This is a genomic window from Halobacillus sp. Nhm2S1 (assembly GCF_019599545.1).
GTDB lineage: Bacteria > Bacillota > Bacilli > Bacillales > Halobacillaceae > Halobacillus.
In genome coordinates this window covers 297,914-324,215 of the sequence record NZ_JAIEZV010000001.1, presented here as the reverse complement: position 1 = coordinate 324,215, position 26,302 = coordinate 297,914, and the positions used below count along the sequence as shown (strand labels likewise).

At 43.0% G+C, this 26,302-nt stretch carries 22 protein-coding genes; all 22 read left to right on the top strand.

Features of this window, described 5'->3' with window-relative positions; genetic code table 11:
• Positions 1-28 precede the first annotated feature (28 nt).
• The 22 genes from K2225_RS01660 (at position 29) to mutL (ending at position 26,205) form a co-directional block, all read left to right on the top strand.
• Complete coding sequence (locus K2225_RS01660; RefSeq protein WP_220583203.1) at positions 29-1,555, top strand: ABC transporter ATP-binding protein; 1,527 nt, start codon at positions 29-31, stop codon at positions 1,553-1,555.
• A complete protein-coding gene (locus tag K2225_RS01655; protein ID WP_220583202.1) occupies positions 1,555-2,601 on the top strand; it encodes an ABC transporter permease in 1,047 nt (348 codons plus the stop codon). Before K2225_RS01660 ends, K2225_RS01655 begins: the two co-directional genes overlap by 1 nt.
• Positions 2,602-3,561, top strand: coding sequence for an ABC transporter permease (locus K2225_RS01650; RefSeq protein ID WP_220583201.1), 960 nt, complete (start codon positions 2,602-2,604; stop codon positions 3,559-3,561). It begins immediately after the preceding gene.
• A 140-nt stretch (positions 3,562-3,701) separates the two neighbouring features.
• Positions 3,702-4,988, top strand: a complete 1,287-nt coding sequence (yfmF, locus tag K2225_RS01645; protein WP_220583200.1) for an EF-P 5-aminopentanol modification-associated protein YfmF — start codon at positions 3,702-3,704, stop codon at positions 4,986-4,988.
• Entirely contained in the window at positions 4,988-6,280 is a 1,293-nt protein-coding gene (yfmH, locus tag K2225_RS01640; RefSeq protein WP_220583199.1) for an EF-P 5-aminopentanol modification-associated protein YfmH, read from the top strand. Before yfmF ends, yfmH begins: the two co-directional genes overlap by 1 nt.
• The gene (gene ymfI / locus K2225_RS01635) at positions 6,237-6,992 is read left to right on the top strand and encodes an elongation factor P 5-aminopentanone reductase (protein WP_255574102.1); all 756 of its coding nucleotides are present in this window, start codon (positions 6,237-6,239) and stop codon (positions 6,990-6,992) included. Before yfmH ends, ymfI begins: the two co-directional genes overlap by 44 nt.
• A gap of 67 nt (positions 6,993-7,059) precedes the next feature.
• Positions 7,060-7,320: a DUF3243 domain-containing protein gene (locus tag K2225_RS01630; RefSeq protein ID WP_220583198.1), complete on the top strand. Its 261-nt coding sequence runs from the start codon at positions 7,060-7,062 to the stop codon at positions 7,318-7,320.
• A 192-nt stretch (positions 7,321-7,512) separates the two neighbouring features.
• The gene (locus K2225_RS01625) at positions 7,513-8,304 is read left to right on the top strand and encodes a DUF3388 domain-containing protein (RefSeq protein ID WP_146816339.1); all 792 of its coding nucleotides are present in this window, start codon (positions 7,513-7,515) and stop codon (positions 8,302-8,304) included.
• Positions 8,305-8,322: 18 nt separating this feature from the next.
• Positions 8,323-9,243, top strand: coding sequence for a helix-turn-helix domain-containing protein (locus K2225_RS01620; protein ID WP_220583197.1), 921 nt, complete (start codon positions 8,323-8,325; stop codon positions 9,241-9,243).
• A gap of 117 nt (positions 9,244-9,360) precedes the next feature.
• Positions 9,361-9,939 carry a CDP-diacylglycerol--glycerol-3-phosphate 3-phosphatidyltransferase gene (gene pgsA, locus K2225_RS01615; RefSeq protein ID WP_220583196.1) on the top strand — a complete coding sequence of 193 codons (579 nt, stop codon included), beginning with the start codon at positions 9,361-9,363 and terminating at the stop codon, positions 9,937-9,939.
• Entirely contained in the window at positions 9,936-11,174 is a 1,239-nt protein-coding gene (locus K2225_RS01610) for a competence/damage-inducible protein A (RefSeq protein WP_220583195.1), read from the top strand. The genes pgsA and K2225_RS01610 overlap by 4 nt, the downstream gene beginning before the upstream one ends.
• Positions 11,175-11,338: 164 nt before the next feature.
• On the top strand, positions 11,339-12,382 hold the full coding sequence (gene recA / locus K2225_RS01605; RefSeq protein ID WP_220583194.1) for a recombinase RecA: 1,044 nt from the start codon (positions 11,339-11,341) through the stop codon (positions 12,380-12,382).
• A gap of 340 nt (positions 12,383-12,722) precedes the next feature.
• Complete coding sequence (gene rny / locus K2225_RS01600) at positions 12,723-14,285, top strand: ribonuclease Y (protein WP_089652346.1); 1,563 nt, start codon at positions 12,723-12,725, stop codon at positions 14,283-14,285.
• Positions 14,286-14,372: 87 nt separating this feature from the next.
• The gene (locus tag K2225_RS01595) at positions 14,373-15,170 is read left to right on the top strand and encodes a TIGR00282 family metallophosphoesterase (RefSeq protein ID WP_220583193.1); all 798 of its coding nucleotides are present in this window, start codon (positions 14,373-14,375) and stop codon (positions 15,168-15,170) included.
• Positions 15,171-15,278: 108 nt separating this feature from the next.
• Positions 15,279-15,539, top strand: coding sequence for a stage V sporulation protein S (locus K2225_RS01590; protein WP_008640081.1), 261 nt, complete (start codon positions 15,279-15,281; stop codon positions 15,537-15,539).
• 508 nt (positions 15,540-16,047) lie between these two features.
• A complete protein-coding gene (gene tdh / locus K2225_RS01585) occupies positions 16,048-17,088 on the top strand; it encodes an L-threonine 3-dehydrogenase (RefSeq protein WP_220583192.1) in 1,041 nt (346 codons plus the stop codon).
• A gap of 18 nt (positions 17,089-17,106) precedes the next feature.
• Entirely contained in the window at positions 17,107-18,282 is a 1,176-nt protein-coding gene (locus tag K2225_RS01580; protein WP_220583191.1) for a glycine C-acetyltransferase, read from the top strand.
• Positions 18,283-18,714: 432 nt separating this feature from the next.
• Positions 18,715-20,286, top strand: a complete 1,572-nt coding sequence (gene miaB, locus K2225_RS01575; RefSeq protein WP_220583190.1) for a tRNA (N6-isopentenyl adenosine(37)-C2)-methylthiotransferase MiaB — start codon at positions 18,715-18,717, stop codon at positions 20,284-20,286.
• Positions 20,287-20,712 (top strand): YlbF/YmcA family competence regulator, encoded by a 426-nt coding sequence (locus K2225_RS01570; protein WP_146816322.1) that lies wholly within the window; start codon positions 20,287-20,289, stop codon positions 20,710-20,712. It begins immediately after the preceding gene.
• 171 nt (positions 20,713-20,883) lie between these two features.
• Positions 20,884-21,459 carry an outer spore coat protein CotE gene (locus K2225_RS01565; protein WP_146816320.1) on the top strand — a complete coding sequence of 192 codons (576 nt, stop codon included), beginning with the start codon at positions 20,884-20,886 and terminating at the stop codon, positions 21,457-21,459.
• A 287-nt stretch (positions 21,460-21,746) separates the two neighbouring features.
• Complete coding sequence (gene mutS, locus K2225_RS01560; RefSeq protein WP_220583189.1) at positions 21,747-24,329, top strand: DNA mismatch repair protein MutS; 2,583 nt, start codon at positions 21,747-21,749, stop codon at positions 24,327-24,329.
• Positions 24,330-24,342: 13 nt separating this feature from the next.
• Positions 24,343-26,205, top strand: coding sequence for a DNA mismatch repair endonuclease MutL (gene mutL, locus K2225_RS01555; protein WP_220583188.1), 1,863 nt, complete (start codon positions 24,343-24,345; stop codon positions 26,203-26,205).
• The last annotated feature ends 97 nt before the right edge of the window (positions 26,206-26,302 follow it).

Below are 26,302 nucleotides of genomic sequence, written 5' to 3'. Positions count from 1 at the left end.
AAGGTGAACGGGGGAGGGAGAGAGACGAATGGACTATGTAATTGAAATGTTGAATATTAGAAAAGAGTTCCCGGGTATTGTAGCGAATGACAATATTAATTTGCAAGTGAAGAAAGGTGAAATCCACGCTCTTCTTGGGGAGAACGGAGCGGGTAAATCTACACTGATGAACGTTCTGTTCGGCCTCTATCAGCCGGAAAGAGGAGAAATCAGAGTGCGTGGAGAGAAAGTCAACATCACAGATCCTAACGTCGCAAACGCACTGGGTATTGGAATGGTTCACCAGCACTTTATGCTCGTGGACACATTTACAGTCACTGAAAACATTGTTTTAGGAAGCGAACCGAAGAAAGCAGGAACGGTGAACTTGAAACATGCCGAAGACCAGGTGAGAGAGCTTTCAGAGAGATACGGTTTAAATGTCGATCCAAAAGCGAAAATACGTGATATATCCGTAGGGATGCAGCAGCGTGTGGAGATATTGAAAACGCTCTATAGAGGAGCGGAAATCCTAATTTTTGACGAGCCTACAGCGGTTCTTACTCCGCAGGAAATCAAAGAGCTGATTGATATTATGCAAAGCCTCGTAAAAGAAGGGAAATCCATCATCCTTATTACCCACAAGTTGAAGGAGATTATGGAGGTTTGTGACCGGTGCACGGTCATACGGAAAGGGCAGGGAATCGGGACTGTAGATGTCTCTGAAACCAATCCTACTGAGCTTGCTTCTCTGATGGTGGGGCGTGATGTCAGCTTTTCTACTGAAAAAACAAAGGCTGAACCTAAGGAAACCTATCTTTCTATAAAAGATTTACGTGTGAAGGACGTCCGTGGTGTCGAAATGGTCAAAGGGCTCAATTTGGAAGTGCGTGCAGGTGAGATTGTTGGGATCGCTGGTGTAGATGGAAACGGGCAGTCTGAGTTGATTGAAGCAATAACAGGCTTAAGAAGAAGCGAATCCGGAACCATCCGCCTCCATGATAAGGAAATTACCAATTTAACGCCTCGTAAAGTAACGCAGTCCGGTGTTTCTCATATCCCCCAGGACCGTCATAAATTCGGTCTTGTCCTTGATTTTCCCATTGGTGAGAATATGGTGCTGCAAAGTTATCATCAGAAACCTTATTCGAAAAAAGGTGTCATGAACTTTAAGAACATTTACCAAAAAGCAAAAAATCTAATTGCTGAATATGATGTCCGCACACCAGATGCTTACACACCGGCGAGGGCCCTTTCAGGAGGAAATCAGCAAAAAGCGATCATCGGCCGGGAAGTGGACAGGTCTCCGGATTTGATTATAGCTGCTCAACCCACACGGGGCTTGGATGTTGGAGCCATTGAATTTATCCATAAAAAATTAATTGAAGAGAGAGACAAAGGTCGTGCCGTTCTCCTTCTGTCATTTGAACTCGATGAAATCATGAACTTGAGTGATCGAATTGCCGTCATGTTTGACGGACAGATCATTGCTGATGTTCAACCGGAAGAAACAAATGAGCAAAAGCTCGGGTTGCTGATGGCTGGTAATTCAACACAGAAAGCAGGTGAGCAGTGATGTTTTCCAATCGACTTTTCAATATATTAGTGCCGATCATTTCTGTGTTGCTCGGTCTGATTTCTGGTGCCATCATTATGCTGATATTCGGTTATAATCCGATTGCAGGTTTTGCAGCTCTATGGAATGGTGCTTTTGGTGATGCTTACTTCTTCGGAGAGACGATCAGACAGGTAACCCCTTACATTCTTTCCGGGCTTGCAGTTGCTTTTGCTCTACGGTCAGGACTATTGAACATTGGGGTGGAAGGCCAGGTGTTTATGGGGTGGCTTGCTTCGGTTTGGATTGGTATTTCTTTTGAACTGCCAATGATCCTTCATTTGCCTCTGGCGATATTAGCTGCGGCTATTGCAGGTGCTTTCTGGGGCTTTATTCCTGGTCTCCTTAAAGCAAAGTTAGGCGTCCATGAGGTTATCGTTACGATCATGATGAACTACATTGCCTTGTATTTAAGTAATTCCATCGTTCGTAATCTATTGAGCGACGGTGCGGATCGAACAGAAAATGTTGCAGCAACGGCATCTTTACAATCGAACTGGCTTGCAGAAATGACATTTTACTCAAGAATTCACTATGGTTTTATTGTCGCTTTATTGATGGCACTTGTTATGTGGTTCATTATAAACCGTACAACGACTGGATTTGAATTGAGGTCCGTAGGTTTCAACCAGCACGCATCTAAATATGCGGGCATGAATGTCAGTAAAAATATCATTCTGGCGATGGTCATTTCCGGTGCTTTTGCTGGTCTAGCAGGAGCGATGGAAGGTCTCGGTACTTTTGGCTTCATGTCGATTAAATCTGGATTTACGAATATTGGATTTGACGGAATTGCCGTCGCTCTTCTAGGTGCAAACACGGCTTTCGGTGTCATTCTTGCGGCCTTCCTTTTCGGTATCCTGAAGATCGGAGCTTTGAATATGCCGACAGCGGCAGGGGTCCCTACGGAGCTTGTGGAAATTATTATTGCCTTGATCATATTCTTCGTAGCCTCAAGCTACATGATTCGATGGGTCATTCTTCGGTTTAAAAAGGAGGGGAAATAAATGGAGATTATTGAACTGATCAGCCGTATTCTCGGTGCATCTGTTGTCTTTGCCACCCCTCTTATTTTCACTGCTTTAGGGGGAGTGTTCAGTGAAAGATCCGGAGTGATTAACATTGGCCTTGAAGGCTTGATGATCATGGGGGCTTTCGTAGCGATTGTTTCAAACTTGACTTTCTATAGTGTTTTCGGCTCAGCGACTCCGATTGTTTCCTTGATCATTGCTATGGTCGTATCTGCTATATTTGCACTCGTCCATGCGGTCGCTTCAATTACATTCAGAGCGGATCAAGTCGTAAGTGGGGTGGCTATAAACTTTCTGGCTTTAGGAATTGGGCTGTTCCTTACTAAACAATGGTATGACAAAGGACAGACGGATTTCATTGAAAGTCCGATCTATTCTTCAAATGTTCCTCTACTTAATAAGATCCCTATCCTTGGGGACATGTTTTTCACCGGTTGGTACTGGACTTCATACTTAGCGATTGCCCTAGCATTCCTTGTGTGGTTCATTATCTTCAAAACACCATTCGGGCTCCGTCTACGATCTGTAGGGGAGCATCCAATGGCTGCAGATACCAACGGAATCAATGTCTACAAGATGAGATACATCGGAGTGATGTTATCTGGTGCTTTCGGTGGTCTTGGTGGGGCTGTGTATGCCTTGACAGTAACCCATAACTTTTCTCACGGTACGATTGTGGGGCAAGGGTTTATTGCGCTGGCAGCGGTCATCTTTGGAAAATGGCATCCGCTTGGCGCTCTCGGCGCAGCTATTTTCTTCGGATTTGCGCAAAGTTTAAGTATTGTTTCATCAGATATTGCTCTGTTAGAAAATGTCCCTTCAGTCTTTATGCTCATCGCTCCTTACGTATTGACAATTCTTGCCTTGGCAGGATTTATCGGAAGAGCGGAAGCACCAAAGTCATTGGGAGAAGCTTATGTAAAGGGCAACCGATAATCATTTTCTAGTCCGGTACACATGTGCCGGACTTAATTTTTTTACTTTTTCACACATATACCTTAGCATAAGACTTAGTTGGAATGGATGAATATGGACATGTAGGTCTATAATAGAAGAGACTGATAAGGAGGATGAATATGAAAATAACTGAAGAAACGCTACTCGAAAAAGAAGGGTATCGTCTACATATTTTACCAAGCAAAAAATACAAAACCATTACGATTGTTGCAAAATTTAAAGCCCCTTTGAAAAGAGAAGGAATCACAGAGCGAGCACTTTTGCCACATGTCCTGCAAAAAGCTACGAACAATCACCCGAATGTACGATCACTTCAGTCTGCATTTGAAAACCTTTATGGAACCGCGCTATCAAGTGATGGATCTAAAAAAGGAGAAAACCATGTCATTAGTTTCCGCATGGAAGTTGTTAATGAAGCATACTTGAATGACCAGGAACCGATTCTTGAAGAAGCAGTCCAACTTTTTAATGAGGTGCTTTTTGATCCAAAGACGGAAGGGCAAGGCTTTGACTCCTCTATCGTCGAGCGTGAAAAACAGACCCTGGAGCAAAAAATCACCAGCATCAAAGACGACAAAATGAGTTATGCCAATATGAGACTCATGGATCACATGTGCAAAGACGAACCTTATGCGTTGCATGTGCATGGGTACTTGGAAGACCTCAAGACCATTACGTCTGAAAAGCTCTACGCTTATTATAAAGACATGATCGCAAAAGATATGCTTGACGTGTATGTGATTGGTGACATGGATCAAAAGGCGATTGAAAAGCTGACAGATCAGTATTTCTCAAGAAAAGGAAGCACCAATGCAGATGACGACCAGGTATCTGTCACGAAAGAAGTGAAGGAGTCAAGGGAAGTTGTGGAGAGAGAAGAAGTCAACCAGGGTAAACTTCATCTTGGATACCGCACATATACGAAGTTCGGTGATGATGACTATTATGCCCTGCAAATATTTAATGGAATTTTTGGAGGCTTCCCTAGTTCCAAGTTATTTATGAACGTTCGTGAAAAACACAGTTTAGCTTATTATGCCGCTTCAAGGTTTGAGAGTCATAAAGGTCTCCTGCTTGTCTTCAGTGGGGTAGATCCTAAGGATTATGATCAGGCAAAATCAATCATTCTAGAGCAGATGGACGCAATGAAAAACGGAGATTTCACGGAGGAACAAGTGGAAGAGACAAAAGAACAGGTCATACATCAACTCCAGGAAACGATGGATAATGCAAACGGAATGATTGAAGTCCTTTATCATCAAATGTTATCAGGTGCAGAAATGCCTGCGAATGAATTGATCGATAATATTCGTAAAGTTACGAAAGAACAAGTGGTCCAAATGGCTAAAAAGATCGAATTGGACACGATTTACTTTTTGACGAGTAAAGAAGGAGGGGAATCTTAATGGAAGAACTGGTCTATACTCAGTTGAACGAAACGGTATATCAGGAAACTTTAGATAATGGGTTGAAGGTGTTCTTACTTTCAAAGCCTGAAATGGCCAAAACATATGGGATCTTTACGACGAACTATGGGTCCATCGACCAAACGTTTACACCGATCGGGAAAAGTGAAAAGGTGACGGTTCCAGAAGGGATTGCACACTTCCTTGAACACAAGTTGTTTGAAAAAGAAGATCGTGATGTGTTCCAGGACTTTACAAGACTAGGTGCATCGGCCAACGCTTTTACATCGTTTACAAAGACGGCGTATCTGTTTTCGGCAACGAGTCAAATTGATAAGAATGTCCAGACACTCCTTGATTTTGTTCAGGACCCTTATTTCTCAGAGGAGTCTGTGGAAAAAGAAAAAGGCATCATCGCTCAGGAAATCCGTATGTACGATGATCAGCCTGATTGGCGGTCCTTCTTCGGAACCATCCAAAGTTTATATCACGACCACCCGGTGAAGGTGGATATCGCAGGGACAGTGGACAGCATACAAAAGATCACCAAAGATGATCTTTACACTTGTTATGAGACGTTTTATCATCCTTCCAACATGGTCTTGTTCGTGGCTGGAAATATCGATCCTGAGTCCATGATGACATTGATCAGAGATAATCAAGACAAAAAAGAATTCCCTGATGCACCTGAAATCAATCGTTCCTATCCTGATGAACCGGCTTCTGCTGCTAAGAAAGAACATTCAATCACCATGCCAGTGACAACAGCAAAAGCGATGGTCGGGGTTAAGGAAAATGTTGAAGGATTAACAGGTGAAGAATTGGTACGCGGAGAACTTTTATCAGGGATGATCCTTGATTATTATTTCTCAAGAAGCGGTGTTTTCTATGAGGAGCTCTACAAAAACGACCTTATCGATGACAGTTTCCAGTTTGAAACAGAACTCGACCGTCAGTTTGGTTTCACTATTCTTGGTGGAGACTCCAGAAAGCCTGACGAAATGGCAGCTCGTATTAAGGAAATGCTGCATGAGTTAAAAGAACAGAGGATATCCGATGAAGACTTCACAAGGATGAAAAGGAAGAAAATCGGCCAATTCATGAGAGCGATGAACTCGTTGGAATTTATCGCCAATCAATTTACGCACTATCATACTCTCGGTACAGACTTATTTGAAGTTCTGCCAATTATTGAATCCTTGACCGCTGATGATGCAGAAGAATATTTGCAACACTGGTTGAAAGAAGATGCGATTACCGTCTTCCAAATTAAACCACAAGCCAATGAATAAAAAGTGTCTGATTATTGGAGCCAGCGGTGGTATTGGTCAGGCACTGGTTCAAAGTGCTGTTGAGCAAGGCTTTTCCGTTGGTCTGCATTACAACCAAAATAAAAAAAACATAGAAGAAAACAGAAAGCAAATCCCGGCTTCTCAATGGGCGGGGGCATTCGGGGCGGACCTTTCCACATTAGAAGGCATTCATTCCCTTCTAGATCAAATCGAGGATGAATGGGATGCCATACTCTTCGCGGGTGGGCACATGCACAGCGGATTATTTCAGGATATGAGGACAGAAGAGATGGACGCATTGTATCTCGTTCACGTCAAATCACTGTGGATGATTGCCCAGAAGGTGCTCCCCTATATGATCCGAAAGAAAAGTGGCAATATTATTGTCATCAGTTCTATTTTCGGACATGAAGGTGCGAGTATGGAAGTCGTTTACAGTTCTGTGAAAGGTGCACAGAACAGTTTTGTCAAAGGACTGGCGAAAGAAGTAGCGCCAAGTGGAATTAGAGTTAACAGTATTGCCCCAGGCTTGATTGCTACAAAGATGAACGCCCATCTGAGCCAGGAAGAACTGGACTTCCTAGAGGATGATATTCCTTTAGGACGGTCCGGCTCGCCTGAAGAAGTCGCTCAAACGGCCGGCTTTTTATTGAGTGACAAATCAAGTTACATAACGGGACAAGTGATTCAAGTGGACGGTGGCTGGTCATAATTCCGTTGCATAAGATCCGTGATTCCTTCTCATACTAAGCATGAAAAAATTCAGAGGAGGTTACATCATGTCTGTTCTCGATAATTTCGATTCATGGAAAGATTTCTTGGGCGATCGCTTACATCAGGCGAAAGGTCAAGGTATGCAAGAAGGAGCGGTTTCTGAGCTTGCTTACGAAATTGGTGGTTATTTAGCAAACTCCGTTGATGCGAAGAACGAGCAGGAAGCTGTCTTGCGTGATCTTTGGAATGTAGCAGATGAAAAAGAACAACACGCCATTGCCAATATGATGGTGAAGATGGTTCAAAACGAAGGAAACCAAGGTTAACCTCGTCATCAATCCGCACAGACGTCTGTGCGGATTTTTTCTAATGATACCAAGCTTTTTCAATTTTTGTATGTTTATGTAGGATCGTCCTTTCCTATTTAGAAAAAATCCTTTATGATAGATAGAGAGTGAAAAATTCCATAAATCACTCGACTTTGACAAATAACGACAATTTTTCAGAGGAGTTGTATTATGGAAAAAAAAGAATGGTACTTAGAATATGAAATTCAGTATAACCGCCCAGGATTGCTTGGGGACATCTCCTCACTGCTCGGTATGATGGCAATCAACATCGTCACCATTAATGGGGTCGAAAATTCCCACCGGGGAATGCTTCTCCTATGTAAAGATGAAGAACAAATCACTCGTTTGAGATCGATTCTAAATACAATGGATACAATAAAAGTAACTAAACTCCGCCGGCCAAAATTGAGAGATCGTTTGGCAGTAAGACATGGTCGATATATACATAGCGATGTGGATGATCGTAAAACATTCCGATTCAATCGGGAGGACTTGGGATTACTTGTTGATTTTATGGCTGAGCTCTTCATGAAGGATGGGCACAAGCTGATTGGAATCCGTGGGATGCCAAGGGTAGGAAAAACAGAGTCTGTTGTAGCAGCAAGTGTATGTGCAAACAAACGATGGTTGTTCGTCTCCAGTACGCTTTTAAAGCAGACGGTGCGAAACCAGTTGATTGATGAAGAGTACAGTGAAGACAACCTCTACATCATAGATGGGATTGTGTCTGCGAAACGAGCAAATGAAAAGCACTGGCAGCTGGTGCGTGAGATCATGAGACTTCCTGCAACGAAAGTCATAGAACACCCGGATATTTTCGTTCAGGAAACGGAATATACAATGGATGATTTTGACTATATTATTGAACTTCGGAATAACGAAGATGAAGAAATTACTTATGAACCTGTGGAAAAACAAGAAATGTCTATGAATGAAGGTTTTTCCATGTTCGATTTTTAGAAATTGGATGGTGTTAACATGGAGATTGGAGAAAGACTGAGGGAAGCCAGGGAATCAAAAGGCCTTTCTTTAGAATCGTTGCAAGAGACGACAAAGATACAAAAACGCTACCTTCAGGCGATTGAAAAGAATGAGTTTCAAGTGCTGCCTGGAAAATTCTACACCCGTGCGTTTATTAGGGAATATGCCTCTGCGGTCGGATTAGACCCTGAAGTAGTGATGGAAGAACATAAAGGGGAGCTTCCAACCTTCGATGAGGAGAGTACGGTACAATACAGTCGTGTCCAAAGGACTAAAAAGGAAGCGACGCAGAAAAGCGGCCCATCCTCCCGGGTACTGCCGACAATCTTAACTGTTGGATTGATTATAGGGTTGATCTTTGTCGTATGGCTCGTATGGCAGAATATGAGTGGGGCAGAGGATGCCAATACAGCTACAGAAAATGGTTCCGACAATGAAATCAGCGTGCCTGAGAATTCTGAAAGTGAAACTTCCGGCGACCAGGGCGATGTCGAAGGTAATGAAGATGGAAGTGAATCTGAAGAAACAGGATCAGAAGACGAGCCAGCGCCAGAGGAAGAAGAGGAAACACCTGCGGAAGATAAAGAAGAGATAGACATTCAAATGGTTCAGGAAGGGACAGGATCTTTTCCGGAGCATACTTATGATGTGAGCGGCACAACTGAACGTAAGGTTACCATCGAGTTAACAGGCAGAGCCTATATGGAAGTTAAAGCTCCTAAGAATGGTGAAGACCTTGTGACAGCGAAAGAATACACAGCGGAGGATTCACCGATCTCCCTTGATTTAGGGGACAAGGATGAATTGTACATCAAGACAGGTAATGCACCGGGAACAACCGTCATGATTGGGGAGAACGAAGTTCCTTATCCGAACCCGGAAGTTTCCACACAGAAATTATTGTTGCAATTCAAGTAAGAAACTAAATATAATCAAACCAGGCTGCCCCAGTGGTTCATCGTGAGAGTGTAAGGCCACTCTTTGTGGACGGGCAGCCTTTCATGTATTGAAATGATTGTTAGGAGAGTGAGCTTTATGAATTTACCAAATAAAATCACATTATCAAGAATTTTTCTTATTCCAATTTTCATCATCCTCATGAGTGTTCCATTTGAATGGGGTACCTTCCAAATGGAAGACCGCGAATTACCTGTCGCTCACTTAGCAGGAGCACTCCTGTTTATCTTAGCTTCTACGACGGACTGGATCGACGGATATATTGCAAGAAAATATAACCTTGTAACAAACTTAGGGAAATTTCTTGATCCGCTCGCTGACAAGCTTTTAGTTAGTGCAGCCCTTATTTTACTTGTTGAAATTGGTCTCGCCCCTGCATGGATTGTCATATTGATCATCAGCCGTGAATTTGCAGTGACGGGACTCCGGCTGGTAGCCGCAGGGGAAGGCAGTGTCCTTGCAGCCAGCCAAATGGGAAAACTGAAGACATGGATCCAAATCATCGCTATTTCCCTTCTGCTCTTGCATAATTGGCCATTCGCCTTCATCGGGTTTCCTTTGGGAATGATTGCACTTTATTTGGCGCTGTTGATTACCGTGTACTCTGGTTATGATTACTTCAAAAAAAATTGGCATGTAATGAGGGATTCTAAATGAGAGCAGAAATTATAGGTGTCGGTACAGAATTACTTTTAGGTCAAATTGCGAATACGAATGCTCAGTGGATCTCAAGTAGGCTTGCGACTCTCGGACATTCCGTTTATCACCACACTGTTGTCGGTGATAATTTGAAAAGGGTGAAAGATTCTTTTGCATTAGCGGAGTCAAGAGCTGATCTAGTCATTGTTACAGGCGGGCTCGGCCCTACCGAAGATGACTTGACCCTGGATGCTGCTAAGCTCGTCTTTGATGAGGAATTGGTCGAACATGAAGATTCAATGGAAAAGATCAAAAGCTACTATCAGAGAAATCAAAAGTCTATGTCTGAGAACAATCGTAAACAGGCCCGTGTGTTTGAGAGTGCCTCCGTTTTTCAAAATCTAGAAGGTATGGCGCCTGGTCAACTGGTAAAACATGAGGATACCCTGTGGGTTTTCCTTCCAGGGGTCCCAAGAGAAATGAAGTATATAATGGATGAGTATGTTATTCCTTATTTACAGAATAATTACCACATTGAATCCCAAATCGTTTCAGAAATGATGCGTTTTATAGGGATCGGTGAGTCGGATTTAGAAACGAAACTCCAATCCTTAATCCGTTCTCAAACCAATCCCACTATTGCCCCGCTCGCTTCTGAAGGAGAAGTGGGTTTAAGGCTGACAGCTACAGGGGAATCAACAGAACAGGCGAAGGAAAAAATTCTCACGCTTAAAAACGAGATTCTTGACCATGTCGGAAAGTATTATTATGGCAGTGATGCGATTACCATTGAAGAAAAGGTCAGAGATCTCCTCAAAGAAAAAGGATTAACAATCGGTTCAGCAGAGAGCTTCACCGGTGGAAGATTTTTAGAGCGGCTCATCGCGCTTCCTGGTGCTTCAGCCGTCTGTCAAGGTGGATATACTGTCTATACTCCAGAGATGAAAGAAAGAATACTTCAGGTACCTAAATTCCTAATTAAGAAATATGGGACCATCAGCCACGAATGTGCGGAAATGATGGCTCTAAATGCCCAAGCAAACTTAGACGTCGATGTTGTTGTCAGTTTCACAGGTGTCGCAGGTCCGGATGCAAGTGAGGGACATGAACCAGGTACCGTCTTTATCGGACTTCAAATAGGAGAGAGAAAGCCTGAAGTTCATAAATTCCACTTCGATGGTGGACGGGAACAGGTGCGAGTGAGAGCTGTAAAGAGGGCGTATGAATTGATTTTCCATAGATTGAAAAAATAATTTTCATTGCTGTAAAGGTGCAATTTTGATAATTTCACGTAGAGGAAATAAAAAATTGCACCTTTTATTCTTTATAAAAAAAGGGAACATTTATTCGCTTTTTAGTTGGCAAACGATTAAAAACAAGTTATGATAGGGATAGAAATTTTGAAAGGCGGTATATAATGAGCGATCGTAAACAAGCATTGGATATGGCATTGCGTCAAATAGAAAAGCAATTCGGAAAAGGCTCCATAATGAAGCTGGGGGAAAGCGCTGAGCAGAAAGTAAACACGGTACCAAGTGGATCTCTTGCTCTTGACGTAGCCCTTGGAGTGGGCGGCTACCCACGTGGTAGAATTGTAGAAATTTATGGACCAGAATCCTCTGGTAAAACAACAGTCGCTCTTCACGCGATTGCTGAAGCTCAAAGAAAAGGCGGCCAGGCGGCCTTCATCGATGCGGAGCATGCCTTGGACCCTGTCTATGCAAGAGCGTTGGGGGTAGACATTGAAGAACTTCTACTATCTCAACCGGATACGGGAGAACAGGCACTTGAAATTGCAGAGGCTCTTGTCCGTAGTGGTGCAGTTGATATGGTTGTCATCGACTCTGTAGCAGCACTTGTACCAAAAGCTGAGATTGAAGGTGAAATGGGTGACGCCCACGTCGGTTTGCAGGCCCGTTTGATGTCTCAGGCGCTTCGTAAGCTTTCTGGAGCCATCAACAAATCGAAAACGACGGCCATCTTTATTAACCAAATTCGTGAAAAAGTGGGAGTAATGTTCGGTAACCCTGAAACTACCCCTGGTGGACGTGCGTTGAAGTTCTATTCTTCTGTTCGTTTGGAAGTCCGTCGTGCGGAGACTTTGAAACAAGGAAACGAAATGGTGGGAAACAAAACCCGTTTGAAAGTGGTCAAAAACAAAGTGGCCCCTCCATTCAGACAGGCGGAAGTAGATATTATGTATGGAGAAGGGATTTCTCGCGAAGGAGAGCTGCTTGATATCGGAACAGATCTCGACCTTATTCAGAAGAGTGGTTCCTGGTATTCGTATAAGGATGATAGACTTGGCCAGGGTCGTGAGAATGCTAAGCAATTCCTTAAAGAAAACGTTGAGGTCTATGAAGAAGTGAAAAAATTGATTCGAGACCATTATGGCATGGAAGCAGATGAAGAAGCAGCAGATGCCAATAATAAAGAAAGTCAGGAAACGCTGGACGTTTAATCGTTCGAGTGAAAAAGAGTATGAAACGATCGTTTCATACTCTTTTTTTTCATCTATTATATTTTTAAGTCCCCACAAAGACTATTTTTGTTCCTTATATGGCATCTTTTCTTTAGCCGTACGGTGTAGAAAAGAAGGGAATAATAGACTGACATTTTTAAATATTTGAATATGTTAGCAGATACATAGGGCGTTTCCTTGACATTCCGTATAGTCAAGCATAAAATGAATGTGTATCATTTTCATCTTTATACCCTTATCTTAAACAAATGAAACTGAAAATGAAACGTTTGTAATTGCCGACAAACGGACCAAGTTCATAGCAAGAGGAGGTGAAATTATGGATATAATATCCTCGCTCATCTTCATTTTGCTTGCCCTTATCATCGGTTCTGTTGTTGGTTATCTTATTCGGAAATCGATTGCGGAAGCGAAAATTTCCAGTGCTGAGGACCTTGCGAAACAGATTGTGGAAGAAGGTCATCGCAACGCTGAATCAGCCAAGAAGGAAGCTCTTCTTGAAGCGAAAGAAGAGAACCAGAAATTTCGCCAGGAAGCGGAGAACGAAATCCGTGAGCGCCGCATGGAACTGCAGAAAACTGAAAATCGTTTAACTCAGAAAGAAGAGAATCTTGATCGTAAGAGTGGAACGCTTGACCAACGTGATCTTTCACTCGAAAAGAAAGAAGGGACTCTTGCCGAGAGACAACAACAAATTGAAGAAATGGAAAGCAAAGTGAAAGCTATGCTTCAAGAACAACAAACGGAGCTTGAACGTATCTCAAGCTTAACATCAGACCAGGCGAAGCAGATGATTTTAGAACGCGTCGAACAAGAGGTATCGCATGAGTCAGCCCTTATGATTAAGGAAGCGGAAAACCGTGCGAAGGAAGAAGCGGATAAGAAAGCGAAAAGCATTCTTTCTCTAGCCCTTCAGCGTTGTGCAGCTGATCATGTAGCTGAAACGACCGTTTCCGTTGTCAACCTTCCTAATGACGAAATGAAAGGCCGCATCATTGGACGTGAAGGCCGGAACATTCGTACATTAGAGACACTGACAGGTATTGACTTGATTATTGACGATACCCCTGAGGCTGTCATCCTTTCAGGGTTTGATCCAATTCGACGAGAAACAGCAAGAATGGCCCTTGAGAAGTTGGTGCAGGATGGACGAATTCACCCTGCTCGTATCGAAGAGATGGTGGACAAGTCCAGACGAGAAGTTGATGATTACATCAGAGAAGTTGGGGAGCAAACCACTTTTGAAGTCGGGGTTCATGGTCTCCACCCAGATCTGATTAAAATCTTAGGACGTCTGAAGTATCGTACTAGTTACGGACAAAACGTCTTGAAACACTCAATGGAAGTCGCTTACCTATCCGGTTTGTTAGCTGCCGAACTTGGAGAAGATGAAACCCTGGCCCGTCGTGCAGGACTGCTTCATGATATTGGTAAAGCCATTGACCATGAAGTAGAAGGAAGTCACGTGGAAATCGGTAAAGAACTGGCGATGAAGTACAAAGAGAACGAAACGGTCATTAATGCTGTAGCATCCCACCACGGTGATGAAGAGCCGACCTCAATCATTTCTGTACTTGTTGCTGCTGCTGATGCTTTATCCGCGGCACGTCCTGGAGCCAGAAGTGAAACCTTAGAGAATTACATCAAACGTCTTGAAAAACTGGAAGAGATTTCAGAGTCTTACGATGGCGTAGAAAAATCTTTCGCGATCCAAGCTGGACGCGAAGTTCGCATCATGGTTCGTCCTGATGAAATTGATGATCTTGAAGCAACAAGATTAGCACGAGATATTCGAAATCGAATCGAGGGAGAACTCGATTATCCAGGTCATATTAAAGTTACCGTTATTCGTGAAACACGCTCTGTGGAGTATGCGAAATAAAATGAATGAAGCGGCCTCCTGGGCCGCTTCATTTCTGTTTTTGCGGGTACAATAAAGAAACGATTGTAGAAGGAAGGTTTTTATTATATGAGAATTTTATTTATAGGTGATGTTGTAGGTTCACCGGGACGGGAAATGGTTGACGAATACTTACCGAAACTTAAACAGAAATATCAGCCTGCTGTCACTATAGTGAATGGTGAAAATGCAGCTTCCGGAAAAGGCATTACTGAAAAAATTTATCGTCGATTCCTTGAAAAAGGAGCCCAAGCTGTAACGTTAGGGAACCATGCATGGGATAAAAAAGAGATTTTTGAATTTATCGATGATGCGGAATACCTCGTTCGTCCAGCCAACTTTCCGGAGGGTACGCCAGGGAAAGGGATTACTTTTGTCAAAACTCCTAAAGGTGAGGTCGCTGTTATTAACTTGCAAGGACGTACGTTTTTATCTCCGAATGATGATCCGTTCAGAAAGATTGATGAGCTGATAGAAGAAGCGAAGAAACGGACATCTATCATTTTTCTGGATTTTCATGCGGAAGCAACGAGTGAAAAACAGGCGATGGGCTGGTATGTAGATGGCAGAGTGAGTGTGAATGTGGGGACGCACACCCATATCCAGACAGCTGATGAAAGAATCCTGCCAGGAGGCACGGGCTATATATCTGACGTTGGGATGACAGGCCCTTATGACGGAATTCTTGGAATGGAGCGTGAAGCGGTTTTAAAGCGTTTTCTTACAAACTTACCCGTACGTTTCGAAGTTCCAAAAAAGGGAAGAGCACAACTGAGTGCTTTCTTGGTGGATGTAGATGATAAGACAGGAAAATCTACAAAAGTCCAGCGTATTCTAATCAACGACGATCATCCATTCTTTGATTGATTATTTGAATTTTGCGACAAATTCATTCATAATGAAAAGGTAATATCCTACATCTCCAAGAATATAGTAGTTATGGAACAACTATAGTGATTGAAGGAGGAGCTAGTAATGGAAGTCTTAAAAGTATCAGCCAAATCCGTACCTAATTCAGTAGCAGGGGCCTTGGCCAACGTAGTACGAGAGCGCGGAACAGCCGAAATTCAAGCGATTGGAGCCGGAGCATTGAATCAGGCCGTGAAAGCCGTCGCCATCGCAAGAGGGTTTGTTGCTCCGAGTGGGATGGACTTGATTTGCATCCCGGCATTTACAGATATCATGATTGACGAGGAGGAGCGAACAGCGATTAAGTTAATCGTCGAACCTCGATGAGCTTATTAACCCACGCGTTTTTATAAGTTTCGCGTACTTAAGTGGTTTGCTAGCAAATACCTTATCCTTATGGATGAAAGAAAAATAGAATGGAGCAAAAAAAAGGCGTACTCCCTATTGTGAGTACGCCTTTTTTATTTGATGTTTTTTAGGAAACGGCGTTTGTTTATACAAAAGAAGGAACTCCAACGATAAGGTTAGTGCAAGAATCATTCGTTGAGATAAGCAGCGTTGTTTGCTATATCAAGGTTTATATGTGATGAAATAGGCATTTGTCTCCTGTTGACCACCCCAATCCCGCTCTTAAATAGTCTCAAGTCATGTCTTAAAAGATAGAGGGGTGGTCTATAAGCATTGGAGAGAATGAATAGAGGTAAAGAGAGCAAGGTAAGGTGTGAGCGTTTGTGTTTTTCCAGTGGACAAATAAATTTGCGTTTTTCTCAATACATGTTACTATTGTTTATATAAGAGGTTTAACAATGATTTATTGAAGTTGGGAGTGTTCACTGTGAATGGAACGATGAAAGCGATCGTTAAGCATCACCGCGGTCCAGGAGCGCAGATGCAAGAAGTTGAGATTCCGGAAATCCGTGACGATGAAGTATTAATCCGTGTGAAAGCGACATCCATTTGTGGGACGGATGTCCATATATATAATTGGGATGAGTGGTCTGAAAGCCGCGTCAAACCACCGTATGTTTTCGGTCATGAATTTTCAGGAGAAATTGTGGAAGTAGGAAGTAAGGTCCATAATTTCCAAACAGGAGATTATGTGAGTGCAGAAACTCACCTTATTTGTGGGCACTGTCCGCAATGCTTGACGGGTAAATTCCATATTTGTGAAAACACTAAAATTATTGGTGTAGATACGCAAGGGTGTTTCGCGGAATATGTAGCTCTTCCCGCAGATAATCTATGGAAGAACCCAGATGAAATGCCGACAGACATCGCTTCCATTCAAGAGCCGATGGGGAATGCTGTACATACGGTTTTGAATGGCGATGTAGCAGGGAAATCAGTAGCCATCATTGGTTGTGGTCCTATTGGTCTGATGGCTGTAGGCGTAGCCAAGGCAGCCGGAGCATCCCAAGTGCTTGCTTTTGATTTGAATCCATACCGCCTCGAACTTGCTGAAAAAATGGGAGCGACATCCGTGATCCATTCCGGTGAAATCGATCCTGTTGAAAAAGCAAAAGAGTTAACAGGTGGGCATGGAGTAGATGTTGTTTGTGAGATGAGTGGACATCCTGTAGCGATGGACCAAGGATTTAAAATGATTACAAATGGCGGCCGTGTTTCTATACTCAGCTTACCTACGAAGAGAGTGAGCCTCGATGTGACGAATGATATCGTATTTAAAGGCGTAGAGGTTCAAGGGATTACTGGAAGAAAGATGTATGAAACGTGGCAGCAGGTTTCACGACTTCTTCAATCCCAGCAGGTGGATGTTACTCCGTTGATCACCCATCATCTAAAGCTTGAAGAATTTGAGAAGGGCTTTGACTTGATGAATCAAGGTCAATGTGGAAAAGTAGTTTTACACCCATAATTGTAAGGAGGATGTTTTATGAAAGGCTTTGAATACTTACAAAAAGAACTAAACGAGATGCAAGAACAGGGGACGTTCCGTACGCTGATCCCCTTGGAATCTGCACAAGGTTCCAAAGTGACCATCAAAGGAAAAGAAGTGATTCAACTTTCTTCCAATAACTATTTAGGGCTTACCTCACACCCTAAAATGAAAGAAGCAGCAGAAAGAGCGAATGAAGAATATGGCGTTGGAACAGGTTCTGTTCGCACGATTGCAGGTACATTGAAAATGCATGAGGATTTTGAAGAAAAATTGGCGAAGTTCAAACATACAGAAGCTGCGTTAGTGTTTCAATCAGGCTTTACGACAAACCAAGGAGTTCTTTCTTCTATCCTAGGGAAAGAAGATGTTGTCATTTCTGATGAGTTGAATCACGCCTCAATCATCGACGGGATTCGTTTAACAAAAGCAGATCGTAAAATATACAAACATGTCGACATGGAGTCACTAGAATCAGCGTTGAAAGAAAGTGGCGATTATCGAACACGGTTAATCGTTACCGACGGCGTCTTTTCCATGGATGGTAATATCGCTCCGCTACCGGAAATCGTAGAACTTGCTGAAAAATATGATGCTCTTATTATGGTGGATGATGCGCATGCGAGCGGGGTCCTAGGTGATAACGGACGCGGGACGGTCAATCACTTCAATCTGGATGGTCGTGTCCACATTCAAGTCGGAACTCTCAGTAAAGCGATTGGAGTCCTTGGAGGGTATGTCGCAAGTACAAAAACTCTTCGAGATTACCTGATCCACAAAGGACGTCCTTTCTTGTTCAGTACTTCCCACCCGCCAGCAGTGACGGCTGCGAATGATGCAGCGATTGATGTATTGCTCGAAGAACCAGAACTGATCGAAAAACTTTGGGACAATACAAAATTCTTCAAAGACGGCCTCAATGCTCTTGGATTTGATACTGGAATAAGTGAAACTCCGGTTACTCCTGTAATGGTTGGGGATGACGCACTTACCCATAAATTCTCCGATGAATTGTTTGAAGAAGGAGTATTCGCACAAGGGATCGTCTTCCCGACAGTTCAACGCGGAAAAGGCCGCGTCCGCACAATCGTTACAGCAGAACATTCTAAAGAAGAACTGCAAGAAGCTCTTGACGCCTTCGGAAAAGTCGGGAAAAAATTAGGGATTATATAATAGTGAAAAAGCCAGCTGTGAAATTACATAGCTGGCTTTTTTTACATATAAAACAGTACCCCTCTCTATTCAACAAACACTCCCGATTGTAGAAGACGCAGTTTTGAGATTTTTGCTGAGCGGATGGGCTGTGGGGGATAGCTCGCTTCCCGCGGGAGCGCGGTGAGCCTCCTTGGACTGCGTCCTGTGGTGTCTCACCAAGCACTTTTATCCCGCAGGAGTCTCGCAATTCCCAACCACCCCTAACGCTCAACGAAACAACAAAACCCTGGAAACATCTTGATCCTGAGTCTTCAAGAATCCTGCCGATTAGTTTAATAAAATGACTGGAAATCAGATGAAAAAACGTGGAATTCATGTTTACGCTTAATTTATCATGTAAAACTTGATATAATGGTACAGTTAGAAGGTTCGGCTTGAAAGGAGATCATTATGAACGAACAGCAACGTAAGGAAATGTCACAAATTCGTCAGCCATCCACGACGGACGGTAAAGCAGAACAAGATAACTTAAATCGACTAAAACAAAAAACAAGTGAAGATTTTGTCAAATACTTTGAAACAACATACCAACCCCCGAACATGAGAGATGCGCAGCGCCGGAAACGGAAAGAAACCGATGTGCATTATGATTTTGAAATCCCTGAAGATATGGATCAAGCAGGCAAGGGTAAAAAATATTTGATCCGTACATATGGATGCCAGATGAATGAACATGATACTGAAGTCATGGCAGGGATATTTGAAGAAATGGGTTATGAACCTACAAAAGATACGAAAGAAGCGGACATCATTCTATTAAATACCTGTGCCATCCGCGAGAATGCAGAGAACAAGGTGTTCGGTGAAATTGGACACTTGAAGCCTTTGAAAATGGAAAATCCGAATTTGATCATCGGCATCTGTGGTTGTATGTCACAGGAAGAATCTGTCGTAAACCGCATTCTTAAAAAACATCCATTCATCGACCTTATTTTCGGTACACACAATATTCATAGAATCCCGCAGCTTGTAAAAGAGGCGATGTTCGGGAAAGAAATGGTGATTGATGTGTGGTCGAAGGAAGGTGACATTATTGAAAACCTTCCAAGGTCTAGAAAAGGAAAAATCAAGGCGTGGGTGAACATCATGTATGGCTGCGACAAGTTCTGCACCTACTGTATCGTTCCATATACAAGAGGTAAAGAAAGAAGCCGTTTACCGCAGGACATCATCCAGGAAGTGAGGCATTTAGCAGCTCAAGGGTATAAAGAAATCACCCTCCTTGGACAAAACGTCAATGCGTATGGAAAAGACTTGGATATGGCCTATGGACTCGGAGACTTGATGGATGAATTGCGGAGTATAGATATTCCGAGAGTTCGCTTTACAACCTCTCATCCAAGAGACTTCGATGATCGTTTGATTGAAGTACTTGCTAAAGGTGGTAATATGCTCGATCACATCCATCTACCCGTGCAGTCAGGGAATAGTGATATACTGAAAATCATGGGTCGTAAATACTCGAGGGAAGAGTATCTTGAACTCGTTCGCAAAATTCGTGTAGCTATGCCGGATGCCACCCTTACGACAGATATCATCGTTGGCTTCCCGAATGAAACGGAAGAGCAGTTCCAGGATACGTTATCTCTTGTAGAAGAAGTCGGCTTTGAAGCTGCTTATACGTTTATCTATTCTCCAAGAGATAATACACCTGCAGCTAAAATGAAAGATAACGTTTCAATGGAAGAAAAGAAAGACCGTTTGCAGCGGTTGAATAAAATTGTTAACCAGCAATCTGCAGACGCCATGAAAGCATACGAAGGTGAAATTGTAGACGTGCTTGTTGAAGGAGAAAGTAAAAATAACCCGGATGTTTTAGCAGGGTATACGAAGCGGAACAAGTTGGTCAATTTCCGCGCCCCTGAGTCTACAATCGGTCAAATTGTACCTGTAAGGGTGACCAAAGCGAAAACGTGGTCCCTTGATGGAGAGTTAGTAGAAATCAACGCAGAGGTGAAATAAATGGCACAATACACAAGACAAGAAGTTGTAGAAGAAGCAAAAAAACTGGCTAAAATGATGGCTGATATTGAAGAGATCGATCGTTTCAAACAGCTGGAAGCGAAATTGAATGATAACCAAAAGGTTCAATCCCATATTAAAAAAATCAAAGCTTTGCAGAAGCAGGCTGTGAACTTCCAAGCTTATGGGAAAACCGAAGCTCTTCAAAAGATTGAAAAAGAAATCGATCGTCTCCAAGATGAGCTGGATGAGATTCCGGTTGTTGCTGAATTCAAAGATTCTCAAACCATTATTAACGATATCCTTCAAATGGTTTCAAACACGATTTCACGTGAAGTTACTAATGAAGTGATCCGTTCTACGGGTGGGGATCTTCTGCAAGGAGAAACAGGTTCTAATAAATCAAGTCATGGTTGCAGCCATTGATGCATACACTTCCGTCAGAGGGTTTTCCCCCTCTGGCGGATTTTTTTCGTACAATTTTATGGGCTAGTGCATAGAATGAATTAAACACGTCCTTAGGCCATTTTCCCGCTAGTCACCATTCGCCCAACCCACACATAGGATGGGTGGTAGAATAAGGAGGAGTGAAACCCTATGTCTTTTTTTGAACGAGATTACAGAGAGATCATTACAAAAGCTGTAATCGGTAAAGGTAAAAAGTTTACAGAATCCACACACACCATCAGCCCTTCGCACCGTCCGACAAGTATCCTAGGTTGTTGGGTCATCAATCACATCTACAATGCCAAAAAGAAAGGAGATCACGTTGAAGTTTCTGGCAGTTACGACGTAAACGTCTGGTATTCGTATAACGACAATACAAAAACAGAAGTCGTTACAGAGCGTGTCAGCTATTGTGATCACGTCAAGTTGGCAGTGAAAGATGATAATTGTGTACATGATGACTTTGAGGTAATCGCTAAGGTCGTACAGCAACCGAACTGTTTAGAAGCAAACATATCAGGGAATGGGCAAAAAATTTGCGTTGAAGTAGAAAGAGAGTTTGCTGTAGATGTTATAGGTGAAACGAAGTTATGTGTAAAAGTGGATCCCCATGGATGCGGCCATGATGATGATTACGATTATGATTTGTCATCCGATGATTTTTCAGCCATTGAAACGGACTTCCTTCCATCTTCTTCAGACAGAGATCACGATAGCCACGATTAATCATGAATTCCTTGCTGCTTCAGCGAGGAATTCTTTTTTTGGGTATTTTCACGTTAATTAAAGAATAGCTCCCTATTCTTAAAAAATTCAGTTTCAAGGCATTTGTGAGTGGTTCTGTTGGGAGGAAAGCGAGTTCTTAACACCTACCCTAATGTTTAAAAAACATTTCGAAATCAATTCTCTTAGAATGAATCCTGCCCTATACTTGGTTCTTTCGTGTAAGAACATTTGCCTCGTATGCTATAATGGTTGGAGAATCTTATTGTACGTTTTGGAGGTTTAACCTTATGGCACAATACACACCCATGATGCAGCAGTATTTGAAAATTAAAGCAGACCAAAAAGATGCCTTTCTGTTTTTCCGGTTAGGCGATTTTTATGAATTGTTTTTTGAGGATGCACTGAAGGCGTCCCAGGAGCTTGAAATTACATTGACCAGCAGGGATGGAGGCTCTAACGGACGTATTCCAATGTGTGGAGTCCCTTATCACTCTGCAGACAATTACATAAAGCAGCTGATTGAAAAAGGATACAAAGTCGCAATATGTGAGCAGGTTGAAGATCCGAAAACGACCAAAGGGGTCGTGAAACGGGAAGTGGTCCAAATGATCACCCCGGGTACGGTCATGGAAGGCAGCATGCTAGACGAAAAGGAAAACAACTACTTGGCTTCTCTGAGCGACTTTGAAGATGGCTCTTATGTCGTCAGTTACAATGATCTTACTACAGGAGAAAACAGTGTAGCTCTTATCCCCGGTGGTTTTGACGCGGCTATGAGTGAATTATACAGCCGGCCGGTTAAAGAAGTGGTCGTATCCAATGATTTTGATGTCGAACAAAAACAGATGTTGATCGACCGTTTGGATTACACGGTCTCTCACCAGGACGTGACGGACATTGCTCCTGAATTTCAACCTCTTGTTGAGGGCGTTCATCAAGACAAGCTATTAGTAGGCTTCGGAAGGCTTCTCAATTATATTCAGCATACGCAAAAAAGGTCGCTCGATCACCTGCAGCCTGTAAAAGTGATCGAATTGAAACAATACATGACCCTCGATATGTACTCCAAAAGAAACTTAGAGCTGTTGGAAACCCTCAGAAAGAAAGGGAAAGCGGGGAGTCTTCTCTCTGTCATTGACAAAACCGTCACTTCCATGGGCGCTCGTATGCTCAAAAAATGGATGGAGCGTCCGTTGTTGTCAGCGGATGCCATTGCGATGAGGCATGACCAGGTCGAAGGATTTTTAGATCAGTTTTTTGAGCGAGAGACTTTGAGAGATGAGCTGTCGAATGTTTATGACTTGGAACGTTTAGCTGGAAGAGTAGCGTTTGGCAATGTGAATGCGAGGGATATGATCCAGTTGAGGAATTCATTGAGTCATATACCAGATATTTTAACGACCCTTTCTAAATTTGAGCACCCTTCCATTGCAAGTTTATATAACATGGTCGATCCTCTGCAGGAATTGAAAGATCTTCTTCAGGGAAGCATTGCTGATGACCCTCCAATCTCTGTAAAAGAAGGGGGCTTGATTCGGGACGGCTTCAACGAACAGCTGGATGACTATAGATACGCGTCTAAGAATGGAAAGCAGTGGATTGCTGAGCTTGAACAAAGAGAACGAGTTGAAACAGGGATCAAATCTTTGAAAGTCGGCTATAATCGTGTGTTCGGCTATTACATCGAAGTGACAAAAGCAAACTTGAGACATTTACCAGAAGGAAGGTACGAGCGTAAGCAGACCCTTACAAATGCCGAACGTTTCATTACTCCAGAGCTGAAAGAAAGAGAAACGCTGATCCTCGAAGCTCAGGAAAAAAGTGTGGAGCTTGAGTATGAATTGTTCCTTGAAATCCGCGAAAAGGTGAAGGCTTATGTCAAAAGACTTCAACGGCTGGCGGACCAAATCAGCCGAATTGATGTCCTCCAAGGTTTTGCTCAAGTAGCGGAATCCTATCAATATGTACGACCGGAATACCAAGAGCAACGAGTGGTGGACATCCGTCAGGGGCGTCATCCTGTTGTAGAAAAAGTGATGCAGGAAGGAACGTTCGTCCCGAATGACATTTACATGAATGAAGAAACGGATGTGCTACTGATTACGGGACCGAACATGTCCGGTAAGAGTACGTACATGCGTCAACTTGCATTGACGGCCATTCTTGGACAAATGGGCTCTTTTGTGCCATGCCAGTCTGCGAGTTTACCAGTTTTTGATCAAATCTTTACAAGAATTGGTGCAGCGGATGATCTTGTCTCCGGGCATAGTACATTCATGGTCGAAATGCTAGAAGCAAACCATGCATTGACTCACGCAACCGAAAACAGCTTGATCCTCCTTGATGAAATAGGGAGGGGGACAAGTACGTATGATGGGATGGCTCTTGCTCAGGCTATAGTGGAATATATCCACGGAGAGATTAAGGCGAAAACGCTGTTCTCTACCCACTATCATGAGTTGACCTCTTTGGATGAGGAGCTTGACCGTTTAAAAAATGTTCATGTCCGTGCGGAAGAGTATGAAGGCAATGTTGTTTTCCTTCACCAGATCAAAGAGGGGCCAGCGGACGAAAGTTATGGTATTCACGTGGCGAAGCTTGCGCACTTGCCTGATTCACTGATCAACAGAGCAACTGCCCTTCTTGATCAGCTTGAAAACGGGCCAATTAAAAAGGATGCTTCCGGCTCTAAAGAAGAAGAGGAACAATTAAGCTTGTTTGTAGAAGAAACAAAGCCTGAGAAAAAAGAGAGGGCGGCCCCTCAGACTTCTCATGTAGAAAAACATCTGCAGTCATTAGATTTGATGGAAATGACTCCGATGGATGCTATGAATGAATTGTACCAATTGCAAAAACGTTTAAAATCATAAAGGAGGAACAGAGATGGCGCGGATCCGACTAATGCCAGACCACCTAGCAAACAAAATAGCGGCCGGGGAAGTTGTTGAGCGCCCAGCCTCTGTCGTCAAAGAACTGGTAGAAAACAGTATTGATGCAGGTGCCACTTGGGTGAAGATCGATTTAATGGAGGCCGGGTTACAGCGCATCCGGATCACCGATGATGGCGCGGGCATGGAAGAAGAAGACTGTGAAATTGCTTTTCATCGGCATGCAACGAGTAAAATTATGGATGAGAACGATCTTTTTCATGTCCGTTCTCTAGGCTTTCGCGGTGAAGCATTAGCAAGTATCGCTGCCGTGAGCCGCTTGAGTATCCAAACTTCTACGGGAGACAGTGCTGGGACAAAAATGAACCTTGAAGGTGGCCACCTCGTCTCCAGAGGGAAAAGTGATGCGAGAAAAGGAACAGACATTACAGTGGAGGAGCTGTTCTTCAATACGCCTGCCCGATTGAAGTATATGAAAACGATCCATACAGAACTCGGTCATGTGACAGATGTATTAAATCGTTTGGCCTTAGCTCATCCTGAAGTCCAGTTCCTTTGCAATCATAATGAAAAGCAGATCTTCAAGACGAACGGACGTGGAGATCTTCTCCAAGTCATAGCGAACATTTATGGAATGAATGTTGCAAAAAAGATGATTCCGATCAAGATGGAGACGGCGGATTTTAAAGTCGATGGGTACATTGCGAAACCAGAAGTCTACCGTGCTTCAAGGAATTATATGTCAACCATTATCAATGGCCGTTTCATTCGGAGTATCCCATTGAATAAAGCTGTTTTGCAAGGCTATCACACACTGCTGCCAATCGGAAAAAGTCCGATAGTCGTGTTAAATATAGACATGGATCCGATCCTTGTCGATGTCAACGTTCATCCATCAAAAATGGAGGTGCGTTTTAGTAAGGAGAAGGAATTGTATGATTTGTTAGAAGAGACCGTCCGCCAGGCTTTTCGGAAACAAACACTCATTCCTGATGTGTCACAGCCAGCACCGAAGCCTGCAAAAGAGAAAACCACGCAGGAATCCTTCAATCTCTATCATACGAGGGAGGAGGATGCCCATCGGGAAAGGGAAACTACACTGGACCACTTGGTGAAAAGCGAGCAGGGACTTCCCGAAGAGGATGGTTATCAAAAAAATCAGGACGAGTTAATCAAGGAGATGACCCCCACATACGATTTAGAGGACTCTGTTTCAAAAGAGAATGTACCGACTGAAAGTAAAGTCGAAAAAGAACCACCTTCTCATGAAAAGGAAAGAGTCCCGACCATGCATCCGATTGGTCAGCTGCATGGCACATACATTCTTGCTCAAAATGAGGAAGGCATGTATATCGTTGATCAGCATGCTGCCCAAGAAAGGATCAAGTACGAATTCTTCAGAGACAAGTTGTCGGAAGTTGACCATGAGGTACAAGAATTGCTTGTACCGATGACCTTTGAACTTTCCAAGGCTGAATCTTTAAGAATAGAAGAGTATAGAGACGAACTGGAAAAAGTGGGGTTGTTTTTTGAACCATTCGGAGACACGACCTTTATTGTGCGCAGCCACCCGCAGTGGTTCCCGAAAGGGTTCGAAGAGGAAGTCATAGAAGAAATGATTCAGCAGCTGGTGGAGAAAGAACGGATCGACATTCTTAAACTAAGAGAAGAAGCAGCGATCCTCATGTCGTGTAAACGTTCGATTAAAGCCAACCACTATTTGAACCAAACCGATATGTTTCATCTCTTAGAAGATTTGAGGAAGTCTACGGACCCTTTCACTTGTCCTCATGGAAGGCCGATTATTGTATTCTTTTCTGAATATGAAATGGAAAAGATGTTCAAACGTGTGATGTAAGAAAAAAGAGAGACTCCCTGTATGCGGAGTCTCTCTTTTTTGTTCAGTATTTGTTTACATAACATTTTTATCATCAACTATATATAAGTGCGAATGA